Annotated in this window: 13 protein-coding genes and 4 pseudogenes; 8 read left to right on the forward strand and 9 right to left on the reverse strand. The window is 69.1% G+C overall.

Annotated elements, in window-relative coordinates; translation table 11 throughout:
- Window positions 1-28 precede the first annotated feature (28 nt).
- Complete coding sequence (locus MCHUDSM44219_RS12430; protein WP_236695441.1) at window positions 29-3172, reverse strand: ATP-binding protein; 3144 nt, start codon at window positions 3170-3172, stop codon at window positions 29-31.
- A gap of 370 nt (window positions 3173-3542) precedes the next feature.
- Between MCHUDSM44219_RS12430 and MCHUDSM44219_RS30965 the strand changes: the two are divergent.
- The 4 pseudogenes from MCHUDSM44219_RS30965 to MCHUDSM44219_RS30980 form a co-directional block, all read left to right on the forward strand.
- A pseudogene (locus tag MCHUDSM44219_RS30965) lies at window positions 3543-3946 on the forward strand (HNH endonuclease); the annotation flags it as partial.
- 1 nt (window position 3947) lies between these two features.
- Window positions 3948-4183 (forward strand): annotated as a pseudogene (locus tag MCHUDSM44219_RS30970) (HNH endonuclease); the annotation flags it as partial.
- 1 nt (window position 4184) lies between these two features.
- Window positions 4185-4744: pseudogene (locus tag MCHUDSM44219_RS30975) on the forward strand (HNH endonuclease); the annotation flags it as partial.
- 1 nt (window position 4745) lies between these two features.
- Window positions 4746-5096: pseudogene (locus tag MCHUDSM44219_RS30980) on the forward strand (HNH endonuclease); the annotation flags it as partial.
- Between the two features lie 5 nt (window positions 5097-5101).
- Here the strand turns inward: MCHUDSM44219_RS30980 and MCHUDSM44219_RS12440 are convergent.
- The 5 genes from MCHUDSM44219_RS12440 to MCHUDSM44219_RS12460 form a co-directional block, all read right to left on the reverse strand.
- On the reverse strand, window positions 5102-5953 hold the full coding sequence (locus MCHUDSM44219_RS12440) for a class I SAM-dependent methyltransferase (protein WP_048418687.1): 852 nt from the start codon (window positions 5951-5953) through the stop codon (window positions 5102-5104).
- A 48-nt stretch (window positions 5954-6001) separates the two neighbouring features.
- Window positions 6002-6256 carry a hypothetical protein gene (locus MCHUDSM44219_RS12445; RefSeq protein WP_048418552.1) on the reverse strand — a complete coding sequence of 85 codons (255 nt, stop codon included), beginning with the start codon at window positions 6254-6256 and terminating at the stop codon, window positions 6002-6004.
- 111 nt (window positions 6257-6367) lie between these two features.
- Window positions 6368-8281 carry an acetoacetate--CoA ligase gene (locus MCHUDSM44219_RS12450; RefSeq protein ID WP_048418553.1) on the reverse strand — a complete coding sequence of 638 codons (1914 nt, stop codon included), beginning with the start codon at window positions 8279-8281 and terminating at the stop codon, window positions 6368-6370.
- Entirely contained in the window at window positions 8266-9012 is a 747-nt protein-coding gene (locus tag MCHUDSM44219_RS12455) for a 3-hydroxybutyrate dehydrogenase (RefSeq protein ID WP_048418554.1), read from the reverse strand. Before MCHUDSM44219_RS12455 ends, MCHUDSM44219_RS12450 begins: the two co-directional genes overlap by 16 nt.
- Entirely contained in the window at window positions 9009-10379 is a 1371-nt protein-coding gene (locus tag MCHUDSM44219_RS12460; protein WP_048418555.1) for an MFS transporter, read from the reverse strand. Before MCHUDSM44219_RS12460 ends, MCHUDSM44219_RS12455 begins: the two co-directional genes overlap by 4 nt.
- A 108-nt stretch (window positions 10380-10487) precedes the next feature.
- Here MCHUDSM44219_RS12460 and MCHUDSM44219_RS12465 point away from each other — a divergent pair, with 108 nt between their 5' ends.
- On the forward strand, window positions 10488-11402 hold the full coding sequence (locus tag MCHUDSM44219_RS12465; protein WP_109777739.1) for a LysR family transcriptional regulator: 915 nt from the start codon (window positions 10488-10490) through the stop codon (window positions 11400-11402).
- On the opposite strand, the gene MCHUDSM44219_RS28425 is transcribed toward MCHUDSM44219_RS12465, so the two are convergent.
- The gene (locus MCHUDSM44219_RS28425) at window positions 11397-11930 is read right to left on the reverse strand and encodes a TetR family transcriptional regulator (RefSeq protein WP_053081236.1); all 534 of its coding nucleotides are present in this window, start codon (window positions 11928-11930) and stop codon (window positions 11397-11399) included. The genes MCHUDSM44219_RS12465 and MCHUDSM44219_RS28425 overlap by 6 nt on opposite strands.
- A 186-nt stretch (window positions 11931-12116) precedes the next feature.
- On the opposite strand from MCHUDSM44219_RS28425, the gene MCHUDSM44219_RS12475 reads away from it, so the two are divergent.
- Window positions 12117-12377, forward strand: a complete 261-nt coding sequence (locus MCHUDSM44219_RS12475) for a hypothetical protein (protein ID WP_048418557.1) — start codon at window positions 12117-12119, stop codon at window positions 12375-12377.
- A 55-nt stretch (window positions 12378-12432) separates the two neighbouring features.
- On the forward strand, window positions 12433-13165 hold a 733-nt coding region (locus MCHUDSM44219_RS12480; protein ID WP_131722310.1), incomplete at its 3' end, for an alpha/beta fold hydrolase.
- A gap of 115 nt (window positions 13166-13280) precedes the next feature.
- Here MCHUDSM44219_RS12480 and MCHUDSM44219_RS12485 read toward each other — a convergent pair.
- Window positions 13281-13826 carry a TetR/AcrR family transcriptional regulator gene (locus tag MCHUDSM44219_RS12485; RefSeq protein WP_048418558.1) on the reverse strand — a complete coding sequence of 182 codons (546 nt, stop codon included), beginning with the start codon at window positions 13824-13826 and terminating at the stop codon, window positions 13281-13283.
- A gap of 26 nt (window positions 13827-13852) precedes the next feature.
- On the opposite strand from MCHUDSM44219_RS12485, the gene MCHUDSM44219_RS12490 reads away from it, so the two are divergent.
- Window positions 13853-14302: a hypothetical protein gene (locus MCHUDSM44219_RS12490; RefSeq protein WP_048418559.1), complete on the forward strand. Its 450-nt coding sequence runs from the start codon at window positions 13853-13855 to the stop codon at window positions 14300-14302.
- On the opposite strand, the gene hsaB is transcribed toward MCHUDSM44219_RS12490, so the two are convergent.
- Window positions 14299-14865: a 3-hydroxy-9,10-secoandrosta-1,3,5(10)-triene-9,17-dione monooxygenase reductase subunit gene (gene hsaB / locus MCHUDSM44219_RS12495; protein ID WP_048418560.1), complete on the reverse strand. Its 567-nt coding sequence runs from the start codon at window positions 14863-14865 to the stop codon at window positions 14299-14301. The genes MCHUDSM44219_RS12490 and hsaB overlap by 4 nt on opposite strands.
- Window position 14866 lies beyond the last annotated feature (1 nt).

A 14866-nucleotide genomic window follows, 5' to 3' on the forward strand; every position in this document is an offset into this window, starting at 1 on the left:
AACGCCCAGCGGACTGCGCGCCGTTCCATCACTGTGCCTCCGGAGTGGCTGCCGCCAGGACAGCCAGGCAACGGGTTCGCTCCGGGAGCGGGTTGTCGATGGCGAACCGACCGTTCACGGCCGACAGGGCACCCCGGGCGGGTTCCCCGCGTAGCGCGAAATCGTCGAGTGCGGAACGCAATTCGTACAGATGGGCACGCTGATCGCGGGCTATGTCGAGGGCTGCCGCCAGATCTGCCCGGCCGGAGTCGAGATCGGTGTGGGTGTGCGCCCGAAGACGGAGCAATTCGGCCTCGTAGAAGCGCATACCGATGTCGCTGCCCAGCGCGAGTGCTCTGTCGAGGCGGACGCGGGCGTCCTCCCTCCGACCACCGGCGGTCAGTACCTTCGCCAGAGCGCCGTCGAACAACGTAATGAACACGTTCAGTCCGACTCGGCGGACCGACTCGATGATGGCGGTCGCGCGGTCTGTGCGCTCAGAAAGAACCTCGGCGTCACCGCCGATGGCACTCAGAGCGTCGACAACAGCGCGTTGAGCGTCGCCCCACAATGCCCACACCTCGAAGCCGTATCGATCGGCGTGCTTGATCAACCCGTCGGCCAGCGCAGCGGCTTGCCCGAATTGGCCTGCCTCGATGCAGATCCAGGTCTCGAAAAAGCGAGTGAAAGCCCAACTGAACGGGCCTTGCGGGAAGCTCAAGAGTGCAGCGCGGCGCGCGGCCAGCGCGATCTGTGCCTCCGCCGCCGCGAGGTCGCCGCCGGCAATCCGATCCAGACCGAGGACCCCGTGCGCCATGACGATCGGGTCGGTCGGGGCGAACCACAGCGATTCCAGGCTGCGGTGACCCGCGGCGGCGAACGCGGCCGTCGCCTCGGCCATCTGCTCGCGTGCCACCGCGAAGGCGCCGTTCATCCACTCCTCGACACCGAGGCAGGCGTCGACAACTGTTCGGAAGTACGCCCGCTCGTCGGTCATGCCCGCGCGTAGGGAGCCAAGTACCGCCGTGGATCGAAACAGATCTCCGACGGCGAAGTAGTAGCCGCCCAGGGCAAGCAGTGTGCCGACCACGTCGTCGTCGTGCACGTCCGCGCCGCCCAACCGCAGGCACTCCTCGAAGTCCCTCGATGTCGCGGGATTCATCGGACCCTCGGCGGCGCTCGCCAGGAAGCCCCGTTCCAGACGTACCGCCAGCTCGCGCTTGTCACGGCCCCGACCTGGTGGCTGAGCGTCGACCTGAGCCAGTGCGCGGGAGAGGTGCCCGCGTGCCTCCGCGAGTGCACCGCGCCGACGCGCGCCCACCGATGCCCGCTGATACGCCGACACCGCCTCACCGTGGTTCTCGGCCTGCTCGTAGTGCGTGGCCACCAGTTGCCAGTCGAGCTCTGCTCCCACGCCACCGACGAGAGCGGCGGCGATCTTGGCATGCAGGGTGCGGCGCAGACTCGGCGGCGCCAACTCCGTAGCGAGCTCGCGAAGCAGTTCATGGCGGAAACGCCACGCGCTCGGTCCCGCCGGCTCGAGCACCCGCGCGTCCGCGAGCTCGTCGAGGATCCGGTCGAGCGCGTCGTCGCTCAGGTCGACCACGGAGCGCAACACGTCGGCGTCAAGCCTGCGGCCGATCAATGCCGCTGCCTCCACGACCGGGACCACGCCGGCGCTCGCGCGCAGCCGGGCGAGCAAGGGCTCGTAGAGTCCTTCCGGAACGCCGGTCTGGGTGAGCCCGCTCGCGACCTGCTCGATGTAGAACGGGATCCCGTCGCAGCGCTCGACCACCGCTGCCCGGACATCCGCCGACACGTCCGGGGCGAGGACGCTGATCAGGGCCTCGGCCTCATCACGGGTCAACGGGTGCAGATCGAGCACGGTCACGGGCCAATCGGCCGGCAGCCACGCGCCGGGGCGGCCCGTTACCACCACGAGCAGTCGGCCGTCGGCAGCCACCAGAAGTGAGCCGATCGTCTCGACGGTGGTCCGATCGAGGACGTGTCCGTCCTCGATCAGCATCAGTGCCGGATCAGGGCCGAGACACGCCGACAGATAGCGCTGAACCGCCTCTCCGACAAGGCGATAGAGCCGTCCTCCTTCCGCGGCGGCGGGCTCGTAACCGTGCTCGGGCCCGATGCCCAGCACCGGCGCCAGCAACGGAACATCACACGCTGGATCTCGCCCCAGCCCTACCAACTCTGCCTCGAGCAACTCCAGACAGTCGGATGGGGACGTGATTCTGGTTATGTTGCAACGAGTTGCCATAAGGCGACGGATCGGATGCAGACCGGTTTCAGTGTGCATCGCCGACCCGCCCAAGGTCAGCACCACCGCGCCGGAGTCCTGCGCACGTCGCACCGCGGCGGCCGCCAGCGATGACTTGCCGATACCCGCCTCGCCGCGCAATACCACGCCCGGAGTGGTCAAGGCGGCGGACTGCGCCTGCGCCCAGAAACGTCGTAACTGCGCCAGTTCGCGGTCGCGTCCCACGAGCGGAATGCAGACGGTCTGGGTCATTCGTTCACCCAGCACGCGGTGGTGGGTGACCAACTCGGCGACTCCTTTGACCGTGGCCGGTTCGCACGCAGCCAAGTCGAAGACGTTTCCGATCAACCGGGCGATCGACGCGGACACCACCACGGTTCCCGGAGATGCCAGGCCGGCCACTCGGGCCGCTAGATTGGCGCCCAGACCGTAGACGTCGTTCTGCGCGGTGTCGAGGTAGACGAGTCCTCGGTGAACGCCCGCCCGCACCGCGATCCGCATGCCGAAACGGTGCTCAAACGACCGGCCCACCCCTTCCGCCTCATCGGTGATCTCCAGAGCCGCAAGCACCGCGCGCCGCGCATCGTCTTCATGGGCGACCGGGTGACCGAAGACCGCGAGGATTGTCTCGCCGGTCGGGCAGTCGACGTAGCCGTCGTAGTGAAGGACGGTGCCCACCACCACGTCGTGATAGCGGCGGATCAAGTCTCCGTACGCGTCGAGGCCGCCTTGGTCCGCCAGCACCGCTGAATCCACAAGATCGACATAAAGAATGGTCAATCGCCGGATCTCGCCGCCTTCGGGGGCGGTGAGCAGATCCTCGGCTTCGGCGTTCCCATGGTCGACCGACAACACATTGTCTGCCAGCGCGGTGGCGGTGACGCGATCGCCGCGATTGATCGCCGCCACTGCCTGATCCATCAGATCGTCGATAGACGGGTTGACGCCTGGGCGATCCCCACCGATCGGGCCCCTACCGCCGCTCATCACGCGGTCACGTCGCGCTCCGTCGACGGCTGCTACCCACGCCGTTCCTACCGGGTAAGCGGTATCCATCAGTGTCGGACAACGTCACGAGGTCGGCCTCGGCGGGCCTGACGGCGCCTGCTGGCGCGCCGGATCGGTCATAACGATCACCCCCGTCTGCGCTCGGCGCCACCGCAGGCCAGCATGCGCCGCCACGAACGTCCACGGGCTGTATCGCGCGGATCAGGGCCGTACTTCGACAGCGTGTCCGGCGCCGAGCCGGCGAGAGCGTGACTTGTCGGTGGGGCGAGGTAGAGTCGGGGCCATGTTCGAACACATGTTCGATTTCGATGCGACGGCCTCCGAGGCCGAGCTGCGCGACCTCGTGACGCGCTGCGAGCGGCTGAAGGCTGCCGCGGCGGCGGCGCAGGCGCGGGCGACGGCATTGTGGGCGGCGCAGCGCCGCGCGGCCGAGGACGCCGCCGGGGTGCCGGCGCGGAAGCGGGGGCGGGGGTTGGCAACGGAGATCGCGCTGGCCCGCCTCGACGCCCCGGTCACCGGCAACACCCACCTCGGGATGGCGAATGCGCTGGTGCACGAGATGCCGCACACCCTGGCGGCGTTGGAGGCGGGGGTGCTCACCGAGTACCGGGCCACCCTGATCGTCAAAGCCTCGGCCTGCCTGACCGTGGAAGACCGCCGGGTGTTGGATGCCGAACTGTGCGCCGANCGGGCCACCCTGATCGTCAAAGCCTCGGCCTGCCTGACCGTGGAAGACCGCCGGGTGTTGGATGCCGAACTGTGCGCCGATCAGCAGGCGCTGGTCGGGTTGGGCAACAAGCGCATCGAAGCCGCGTCCGCGGCGATCGCCGCCCGCCTGGACGCCGCCGCGGTGGTCGAGCGGAAGAACCGCGCTGCGCAGAGTGCGGGGGTGTGGACCCGGTGCGCCCCGAACGGGATGGTGTANCGCCCGCCTGGACGCCGCCGCGGTGGTCGAGCGGAAGAACCGCGCTGCGCAGAGTGCGGGGGTGTGGACCCGGTGCGCCCCGAACGGGATGGTGTACCTGACGTTCCTGATGCCGCTGTCCCAGGGCATCGGGGTCTACGCCGCGTTGAAGCGGGAAGCCGACACCACCAGTGATGGGCGGTCGCGGGGGCAGGTCATGACCGACACCCTCTACCAGCGCGTGACTGCCCGCCCCGCCGCGCAACCCGCCCCGATTGCGCTGAACCTGGTGCTGGCCGACACCACGCTGTTCGGGGAGGACGATGCCCCGGGCTGGGTGCAGGGCTACGGTCCGGTTCCGGCGGTGGTCGCGCGCGACCTGGTCTCCGATGCGGTCACTGATGAGGCCGCCAAGGCCACACTGCGGCGGCTCTACCGGCACCCGTCCAGCGGGCAGTTGGTGGCGATGGAGAGCAGGGCGCGGCTGTTTCCGAAGGGGTTGGCGGCGTTCATCGGGCTGCGCGACCAGACCTGCCGCACCCCGTACTGCAACGCCCCGATCCGCCACCACGACCACGCCANTTTCCGAAGGGGTTGGCGGCGTTCATCGGGCTGCGCGACCAGACCTGCCGCACCCCGTACTGCAACGCCCCGATCCGCCACCACGACCACGCCACCCCCCACCATCAAGGCGGAAAAACCAGCGCGAGCAACGGGGCAGGGTCCTGCGAAGCCTGCAACTACGCCAAAGAAGCCCCCGGCTGGCAGGTCAGCACCACCGACCACGACGGCCGCCACACCGCCGAATACCGAACCCCCACCGGCGCCACCTACCACTCCACCGCCCCACCACTACCCGGACCCACACGACGACACAGCGCGATCGAAGGCAGGCTCAGCATCGACATCGTCGAGCTGAAACGCACTGCGTGAGAAGGTCACACCGTGCTGAGTCGACGACCGCTCACGACGATGCTCCGGCCGGGTAGGTCGTATCCGTCAGGGCCCGCGAAAGCAGCGAAGTCGGCCTCGGCCCTCGTCCTGATGCCCGCGGTCATCTCCGCGGGCAGGCTCTCCAGAAGAGAGGCGAGTGGGCCCGCCAGGGACGGAACCAGGGACCACCACTGCTCGAATGACGCCACGTGCAGCGGGGTTTCGACGTCGCACACCATCACCTCGGTGAACTCGGCCGCATCCAGCAGGTCCTCGAGGGCGCCGGTCTCGGCGAGAGAGAACGGGCCCGGCATCCCCGGCGGCGGGACCGGCACCCCGAGTTCGGCGGCGACCGCGTCGAGCAGCACCCCCAGCCAGGGGTTGTGTCGGCGATCCGCCCATACGGCGAACGCCGCCCGGCCGCCGGGTCGCAGGACGCGGTGGACCTCTCGCACCGCCGTTGTCGGGTCGGCTACGAGCATCACCCCGTCCCGGCACAGCACGACGTCGAACGATGCTGCTGGACAGTCGATCTTCTCGAGGTCCAGTACACGGGTGGTGACGTTCTCGAGGCCGCGACGGTGTGCGCGCTCCGCGGCGATCGCCGCCATCTGCGGTTCGACGTCGGACACGACAACCGAGCCCTCCGGCCCGACGACCTCCGCGGCCGCCACACCGACGCTGCCGGGCCCCGCAGCGAGTTCGAGAACATCGTCTCCGCGTGTGAGGTCGACGGCGTCGAACATCGCGCGGGTCACCACGGCGCCCCGGCCGTCGATCGCGTCGGCGTGCTCACCCCACGCCGGTGCGACCGCCGCCCAGATCGCGCGCAACGCCACGCGCGCCGGATCGGTCATCGTGACCACCCCCGTCTGCGCTCGATACCTCGATCAGCATGCGCCGGATCAGAACGGTGTGTCGACCCCGCCGTTGGTGGTGTTGGCCTCGTCGTGATTGCTGTCGACGTAACCCAGGCGCACCGGGGCAATCGGCTCCGTGCCGAACGGGATCAGCGGGTCGGTGCCGATGTTCTGGCCGGTTCCGACCGGATGCCCGTCGGCGAGGGCGGTGGTGTCGGCGGCAGCGGCGGGCGCGAACGCGATCACCATGCCGGTCAGTGCGGCGGTGATGGTGGCCAGTGCGGCGGTCCTGGTGGTCATGTCGTCCTCCTGTGGACGTCGGATCTGTTGACTCCTCGATCCTCACGCGCCGGCGCCCGCGCGTCGCCATGGCTGGCCACCAATCACCAGGTAGGGCTACCTGCAAGAGCCTCAGGCTCGACGCTGCGTGACGTACCAGTCGAGCAGCGCGGGATCGTCGACGGCGCTGCGTTCGACGACCTTGGCGGCGTCGCCGCCCTGGAAGAGCTTCTTGATCGGCACCTCGAGCTTCTTGCCGGTGCGGGTGTGCGGAACGCCCGGGGCGACGATGATCTCGTCGGGGACGTGGCGCGGCGAGACCTCGGTGCGGATGACGTCGTTGATGCGGTCACGCAGGGTTGCGTCGAGATCGACGCCGTCGCCGAGCACCACGAACAGCGGCATCCAGTAGCCGCCGTCGGGTTGCTCGGCGCCGATCACCAGCGCCTCCACGATCTCGGGCAGGCTCTCCACCGCCTGGTAGATGTCGGCGCTGCCCATGCGGATGCCGTGCCGGTTGAGGGTCGAATCCGAGCGGCCGTGCACGATGACGCTGCCGTGGTCGGTGATCGTGATCCAGTCGCCGTGCCGCCACACACCGGGATAGGTCTCGAAATAGGCTTCACGATAACGACTTTGGTCGGGATCGTTCCAGAACGCGACCGGCATCGAGGGCATCGGCTTGGTGATCACCAGCTCACCGACCTCGCCGCGCACCGGGTTGCCCGACTCGTCCCACGCGTCCAGCGCCACCCCGAGGAACGGCGCCGACAGCTCACCGGGCCACACCGGAACGGTGCGCACCCCCCCAATGAACGCCGAGACCACGTCGGTGCCGCCGCTGATCGACGCCACCTGCACCCCGACGTTGTCCGCCAGCCACAGCGACGACGACGCGGGCAGCGACGATCCGGTGATGCCGACGCTGCGCAGCGCCGACAGATCGTGGGTGGCCGCGGGGCGCGCGTCGGCCTTCATGCAGCCGAGCACATAACCCGGGCTGGTCCCCAGCACGGTCGCGCCGACCCGGGCCGCGATCGCCCACAGCGCATCGGATTCCGGGGCACTGGGGCTCCCGTCGTAGCAGACGATCGTGGCGCCGACGAGCAGCCCGGCGATCTGGAAGTTCCACATCATCCAACTCGGACTGGTGAACCAGAAGAACGTGTCGTCATGGCCCATGTCCGATTGCAGCGCAACGGCTTTGAGATGTTCGACCAAGACGCCGCCGTGGCCGTGCACGATGCCCTTCGGCAACCCCGTGGTGCCCGACGAGAACAGGATCCACAGCGGGTGATCGAACGGCACCGCGACGCTGTCGAGAACGTGCGAGGCAACCTCGGTCAGATCGGCGAGCGAGAACGTGGCCACCAGGCTCGGCAGTCCGTCGCGCAGCGCGGCGACGTCGTCGCGCTTGTCGCGATACTTGCCGGCGAACTGGTACCCGTCGGCCGCGACGAGCACCTTGGGCTCGAGCTGACCCAGACGGTCCAGCGCGGCCTTGGCCGAGTAGTCCTGGCCGCAGGCGCTCCACACCGCCCCGATGCTCGCCGTCGCGAGGAACGCGATCACCGCCTCGGCGATGTTCGGCAGGTAGCCGACCACGCGATCGCCCGGCTCGACACCACTGGCCCGCAGCCTGTCCGCGAAGGCGGCGGCGCGGCCGAGCAGCTCGGCCCAGGACATCTCGCGGTCCGGCCCGTCCTCGGTGACCGCGATGATCGCCGGCCGGTCGGTGCGAGCGTTGCGGACGATCTGGTCGACGTAGTTGCACGTCGTCCCGGGAAACCAACGCGCACCGGGCATCTCGACGCTCTCCAGCACCGTCGACCCGCGCTCACCGAGATCGAAGTAGTCCCACAGCGTCGACCAGAAGCCCTCGATGTCGTCGACCGACCACTGCCACAGCGCCCGGTAGTCGGGATAGTCACCACCGGTCCGCCTCTCGGCGAACCGGGCGAAGTCGGTGACGCGCGCGCCGTTGACGTCGTCCTCGGTCGGCACCCACTGCGGCGCGTCGGTCGTCGCCGTCAACGGGCGCTCCATCCACCGTCCATCGTGTACGACGCTCCGGTCACCATCCCTGCCGACGGCGTGGCCAGCCATCCCACCAACGCGCCCACCTCCTCGGGTTCCACGAGCCGCTTCACCGCACTCTCCTTGAGGAGGATGTCGGTGATGACCTGATCCTCGGCGATGTTATGCGTTCGGGCCTGATCGGCGATCTGCTTGGTCACCAAAGGGGTGCGCACGTAACCGGGATTGACGCAGTTGCTCGTCACGCCGTGCGGCCCGGCCTCGAGTGCGGTCACCTTGGACAGACCCTCGAGCGCATGCTTGGCGGTCACGTAGGCGACCTTGAACGGCGAGGCCCGCAACCCGTGGATCGACGAGATGTTGATGACGCGTCCGTAGCCCTCGCGGCACATGTGCGGCAACGCCGCCCGGATCAACAGGAACGGCGCCTCCACCATCAGCGCCAGCATGGTGCGGAACTTCTCCGGCGGGAACTCGGCGATCTCGTTGATGCTCTGGATGCCGGCGTTGTTGACCAGGATGTCGACGTCGAGCTGCAGATCCTCCAGCGCGGCAACGTCGGACAGGTCGAGTGCCCATGCCGTTCCGCCGATCTCCTGGGCGAGCGCCTTCGCGCCGACGTCGTCGATGTCGGCGACGGTGACCGCCACGCCGCGCGCCGCGAGTTCCCGCGCGCAGGCGGCCCCGATGCCGCTCGCCCCGCCGGTCACCAGCGCGGTGCGGCCCGCGAGATCGCTCACAGCACGCCCGCCTTCGCGAGCTGCTCGCGATCGGCCTCGTCGAGCGTCTTGAGGTCCAGACCGTTGGTCTCCCGGTTGAACAGGGCGGCGACCAGCGTGATCGCCGCGGCACCGGCGAGGTACACCGCGATCGGCACCCACGTACCGAACCTGTCGAGCAGCCAGGTGGCGATCGCCGGCGCCAGCGACCCGGCGACGATCGACGTCACCTGATAGCCCAGGGACACACCGGAATACCGCATCCGGGTCGGGAACATCTCCGCCATGATCGCGGGCTGCGGCGCGTACATCAGCGCGTGGATCATCAGGCCGAGGATGACCGCGGCCATGATCAGCAGATAGTCCCCGGTGTTCATCATCGGGAAGGCGAAGAAGCCCCAGGTGGCGGCCAGGATCGCGCCGACGATGTACACCGGGCGGCGGCCGTACCGATCCGAGAGCCGCCCGACCTGCGGGATGACCAGGAAGTGCACGGCGTGTGCGGCCAGGAGCCACCACAGGATGTCGCTGGTGTCGGCGCCGACATGGGTCTTGAGGTAGACGATCGAGAACGTGACGACGAGGTAGTACATGATGTTCTCCGCGAACCGCAGCCCCATCGCCGTGAAAACCCCACGGGGATAACGCTTCAGCACCTCGAACACTCCGTAGGACACCGCCTTGACGCGCTCGACCTCCTGCTGGGCCTCCACGAAGATCGGCGCGTCGGTGACCTTGGTGCGGATGTAGTACCCGATCAGCACCACCACCGCCGACAGCCAGAAGGCCACGCGCCAGCCCCACGACAGGAACGCCTCGTCGGACAGCGTGCCGGTGAGCACCAGCAACACCACAGTGGCCAGCATGTTGCCGACCGGTACCGCGGCCTGCGGCCAGCTGGCCCAGAACGCCCGGTCCTTGTTCGGGCTGTGCTCGGCGACCAACAGCACCGCGCCGCCCCACTCCCCACCGACGGCGAAGCCCTGGAGGAATCGCAACAGCACGAGCAGGATCGGCGCCCACACGCCGATCTGCGCGTAGGTGGGCAGGCAGCCCATCAGGAACGTCACGACGCCGACGAGCAGGATCGCGAACTGGAGGAGCTTCTTGCGGCCGTGCTTGTCGCCGAAGTGGCCGAACACCACGCCGCCGAGCGGGCGGGCGACGAAGCCGACGGCATAGGTCAGCAGTGCGGCGATCAGCCCGGCGGCCTCGCTGGTGCCTTCCGCGAAGAACACCTTGTTGAAGACCAGAGTGGCTGCGGTGGCGTAGAGAAAGAACTCGTACCACTCGACGACGGTGCCCGCCATCGACGCGGCGACGACGCGCTTGAGACCCGTCGTCACCGGCCCGGACCCGGCAGGTCCCGTGTCGTGTTGCGTGCTCATCCCACACCCCTCCTTTGTGATGCCGACCACAGATCTCAGTGAGTATTCCTGCAGCTACCCACCGCAGCAATGACCAAAACCGCAGCAGGGATCTGCAAAACTGCACATATGACGACGGCAAACCGACGGCCGAGCGCGGACGACCTCCTGGTGCTGCTCGCGGTCGGCCGGACCGGCCGGTACACCACCGCGGCCGAGGAGCTGGGGCTCAACCACACGACCATCAGCCGCCGCATCGCCGCGCTCGAGCAGGCGATGGGTGGCCGGGTGCTGGCCCGGGTGGCCGGCGGCTGGGAGCTGACCGACCTGGGCCGCGACGCGCTGGCCGCCGCCGAAGCCGTCGAATCGGCGGTGCGCTCCCTGACACTCGACGCCGGCGGCAGCCGCATGCTCGAAGGCGTCGTGCGCATCTCGGCGACCGACGGCTTCTCGGCCTACATCGCCGCACCCGCCGCCGCCTCGGTGCAGCGCCGGCATCCGAAGGTGGCGGTGGAGATCGTGGCCGCCACCCGGCGCGCCAGCCAGCAACGCTCGGGGCTCGACGTGGAGGTCGTGGTCGGCGAGCCCACGGTGCACCGCGCCACCGCGATACGGCTGGGCGACTACTGCCTGGGCCTGTACGGCTCGCGGGACTACCTCGCCGAACACGGATCCCCCGCGAATGTGGCTGATCTGCAACGCTTTCCGCTGGTCTACTTCATCGACTCCATGTTGCAGGTCGACGATCTGGACCTGGCGGCCAGCTTTGCCCCCGCCATGCGCGAATCGGTCACGTCGACCAACGTGTTCGTCCACGTCGAGGCCACCAGGGCGGCGGCCGGCCTCGGGCTGCTGCCCTGCTTCATGGCCGACCGGCACGACGATCTGGTGCGCGTGCTGGCCGACACGGTGTCGATCCGGCTCGCGTACTGGTTGGTCACCCGCCCCGAGACACTCCGCCGGCCGGAGGTGGCCGCCGTCGTCGACGCGATCGCGGCGCGGATGGACGACCAGCGCGACGTCCTGCTCGGCGCGCGGCTATAGGCCGAGCGTCCTGGCCGCACGGTCGGCGGCACGCGGACCGGCGAGGTGTCGCATCAGCAGCAACCCGTCGACCAGTGCCATGGTCGCCTCCGCCTCCCGCGTGCGCCGGGCGCGCGAGCCGGAGAAGAAGTCGGCCAGCCAGTCCACCCACGCGGCCATCAGCTGCGGCGCAACCTCGTGGAACGGCGCCTGGTGCGCCGCGGCGAGACCGCAGGCCTCGAAGTAGACCGCGAACAGCGGGTCCACCGCCGAGTTCGCCAGCACCGGGTAGGCCGCAGCCACCATCTGCCGGTGATCGGCGGCCTTGTCGGGGAACGCTCCCGCCAACACCGCTTGCAGACGGACTCCGATCGCCACGAGGACGTCGGTGACGAGCGCGTTCTTCGTCGGGAAGTAGTACACGATGACGCGGTCGCTGGTGCCGAGACGGCGCGCCAGTCGGCCGAAGGTCAACGAACTCAGGCCGTGGTCGACCGCGGCCTGCACCGCACCCTCGAGGATCTCGTCGCGGGAGTATTTGTGGCCCATCGCCCTTGATCGTAGTGGTGACTACAATCTAGTGTTTGTAGTGACCGCTACAAATGAGGAGATCTCCATGCCGTCCACCGCATCCCTGTCCCCCGCCCTCCGCGCGATGGCGGTGTCGCGCGCCTTCGCCGGCGCTCGTCATGGATCAGCCCCCGCCACGCGTGGCGCGTCTTCCTCCTCGGGCCGATGCCCGACGCCGGCAGCACAGGACTGATCTCCCGGCTGTTCGGTATCCGGGACCTCGTGCTGGCCCTGGGCCTCACACACTCCGACCCGGCGGTCCGCCGCGCGGTGCTGACGGCGGGCGTCGTCGTCGACAGCGCCGACGTCGTCGCGACCGTCCTCGCCCTGCGCACGGGCGCACCCCGCACGACGCTGCTGACGGTCGCGGCAGGCGCGGGCACGTTCATCGCGATCGGTGCGACGGCGCTGGCACACTCCGATTAGACGTCGCGCGCGCCGAACCCTTGCGCCGTGACGGGCGACCTGGTGCAGTCAGCCCGTGCCCTTCCTCGAACATCCCCGCGGCCGCGCCTACTACCGGCACTGGGCCGCGCCCGATCCCCAGGCCGCAGTCGTCTTCCTGCACGGATTCGGCGAGCACACCGGCCTGTACCATCGGTACGGCTTCGCGCTGAATGCGGCCGGGATCGACCTGTGGGCCGTCGACCAGTTCGGCCACGGCCTCACCGTCGGCAACCGTGGCGACTTCGGCACGATCGAGGACAGTTCGGCGCTGGCCGATGCGCTGACCGAACTGGCCCGGCAGGAGCATCCCGGCGTGCCGGTGATCGCGCAGGGCCACTCGTACGGCGCTGTCGTGACGCTGTTCCGCGCACTCGAGGACGGGGACCGCTATCCCGGAGCGGTGATCTCCGGCGCCCCGCTGGTCGCGGTGCCCGAACTTCTCGATGCCGACACGTCCATCGATCTGGATCCGGAGTGGCTCTCGTCCGACCCCTTCTACCTCGACTCGATCGTCAACGACCCGCTCGCCTTCGTCGACGCCGACAGCCGCGCCCTGACCCGCGAGCTGGACCGGGCGTGGGACCGGTTCGGCGCCGAACTGCCGACGCTGGCCGTGCCGACCCTGGCCGTCCACGGCGCCAACGACCCCATCGCCCCGGTCGGCGCCGTGGACGGCCAGGGTCGGCACGGCCAGCGTCGGCAGTTCGGCGCCGAACCGGTCCCACGCCCGTATTGGATCCCGACGAGGCCGTCTACGACCTGCCCACNGGGGGGCGGGCCCGGGTGCTGCGCGACGCTACCCGGCTGATTCTCGGCTGAATCACACGGGTGTCATTCATCCACAGGGTTATCCCCACTGTGGATGAATGACACCCGTGTGATTCAGCCGAGAATCAGCCGGGTAGCGTCGCGCAGCACCCGGGCCCGCCCGCCGACGACGTCGGCGGCGATCAGGTGGTCCCCGATCACCAGAGAGAACGCCAGCATCGCCCGCGCCTCGACCTCCCCGGCGTCATCGGAGATCGCCGAGATCAGTTCCCGCAGGTAGTCCATCCTGCGGTTGTCGACCCGGCGCAACCGCGCCGCGACCGCGGTGTCGCGCCGGGCCCACTCCCGCACGGCGAGATCGATCGGCACCAGATCCGGCGCGAAGGTCAGCATCCCGGCCTTGCGCGCCTTGCCCGCGGCGTCACCGCCCTCGGCCTCGACGCGGCGGCGCACGTCGTCGATGCTGCGGCGCTCCCAGGCGTCCAGCATCGCGTCGACCAAATCGGCGCGTCCACCGAACTGCCGGTAGAAACCGCCGCGCGTCACGCCGAGACGTTGCGCGAGCACCTCGACCCGCACGGCGCCGGGCCCCTCGGTGGCCAGCAGATCCAGGCCGGTGTCGATCCAGAGCGCTCGCGATGTTCGTACTGGTGGTGCCACGTTAGATACAGTACAGTTCTGTATCTATGGAACCTGATACCGACACACTGCGGGCGTGCTGCACGCTCGATCGCATCGACCATGTCGACACCCACCTGCTCGCCACCGACTCCGCCCGCGCCAGGACGCCCGAGCAGTGGGCCCGCGAGATTCTCGAAGGACCTTCGGCCGTGATGCGGGCGCGATTGACGGCGGGCTGGACCATGCTGGGGCTACGGGTGCTCCACCTGGGCCCGGACTCGATCGCCGGCTGGCCCATCGCCCATCGGGACGCGGACTGTGTTCGGCTGCAGGGTGATTCGCTGCTCGGCCTGACCGGTCAGCTGGTGACGCGGGTGACCGACGGCGGCGTCGAGTTCGCCACATTCGCCCAGCTGGACAACGCGGTGGCACGGGCGATGTGGGCCCGGGTCCTGCCCACGCACCTGCAGATCGTCGAGCGCCTGCTGCGCGAGGCGGCCGCGCGCACCCGCTAGAGCCAGGTGTCGTCAGTGGTCGCGGTGAGAAACGCCTCGAGGTCATTGCGCCAGTCGGCCGGGGTGGTCTTGTCCGGCTCGATGCCGGTGTACTGCCCCTGATAGAAGAGCAGCGGCCGCGGCTTCTTTCTCGGCACATCGGAGAGCGAATGCACCGCGCCGAAGACCACGAAGTGGTCACCGCCGTCGTGCACCGAGGCCACCGTGCAGTCGATGTGGGCCAGCGTGCCGCCGATGATCGGCGACCCCAGCGCAGACGGTGACCAGTCGAGTCCGGCGAACTTGTCCGGCTCACGGGAACCGAAGCGCGCCGACACGTCCTTCTGGTTCTCGTGCAGGATGTTCACGCAGAACCGGCCGCTTGCCTCGATCGCCTGCCACGACCGGCTGACCTTCGTCGGGCAGAACAGCACCAGCGGCGGCTCCAGCGAGAGCGCGGCGAAGGACTGGCAGGCGAAGCCGACCGGAACCTCCTCGTGCACCGTGGTGATCACCGTGATGCCCGTACAGAACTGGCCCAGCACATTGCGGAATGTGCGCGGGTCGATGGGTGCGCCGGACACC

Origin of the sequence: Mycolicibacterium chubuense (assembly GCF_001044255.1) — a bacterium.
Lineage (GTDB): Bacteria > Actinomycetota > Actinomycetes > Mycobacteriales > Mycobacteriaceae > Mycobacterium > Mycobacterium chubuense.

What these genes read in the sequence shown, in the direction of transcription:
- MCHUDSM44219_RS28425 (WP_053081236.1), bottom strand. Translation starts at nt 11,930, where the DNA reads ATGGGCCACAAATACTCCCGCGACGAGATCCTCGAGGGTGCGGTGCAG.
- MCHUDSM44219_RS12430 (WP_236695441.1), bottom strand. Translation starts at nt 3,172, where the DNA reads ATGGATCAGGCAGTGGCGGCGATCAATCGCGGCGATCGCGTCACCGCC.
- MCHUDSM44219_RS12475 (WP_048418557.1), top strand. Translation starts at nt 12,117, where the DNA reads ATGCCCGACGCCGGCAGCACAGGACTGATCTCCCGGCTGTTCGGTATC.
- MCHUDSM44219_RS12490 (WP_048418559.1), top strand. Translation starts at nt 13,853, where the DNA reads ATGGAACCTGATACCGACACACTGCGGGCGTGCTGCACGCTCGATCGC.
- MCHUDSM44219_RS12450 (WP_048418553.1), bottom strand. Translation starts at nt 8,281, where the DNA reads ATGGAGCGCCCGTTGACGGCGACGACCGACGCGCCGCAGTGGGTGCCG.
- MCHUDSM44219_RS12445 (WP_048418552.1), bottom strand. Translation starts at nt 6,256, where the DNA reads ATGACCACCAGGACCGCCGCACTGGCCACCATCACCGCCGCACTGACC.
- MCHUDSM44219_RS12440 (WP_048418687.1), bottom strand. Translation starts at nt 5,953, where the DNA reads ATGACCGATCCGGCGCGCGTGGCGTTGCGCGCGATCTGGGCGGCGGTC.
- MCHUDSM44219_RS12465 (WP_109777739.1), top strand. Translation starts at nt 10,488, where the DNA reads ATGACGACGGCAAACCGACGGCCGAGCGCGGACGACCTCCTGGTGCTG.
- MCHUDSM44219_RS12460 (WP_048418555.1), bottom strand. Translation starts at nt 10,379, where the DNA reads ATGAGCACGCAACACGACACGGGACCTGCCGGGTCCGGGCCGGTGACG.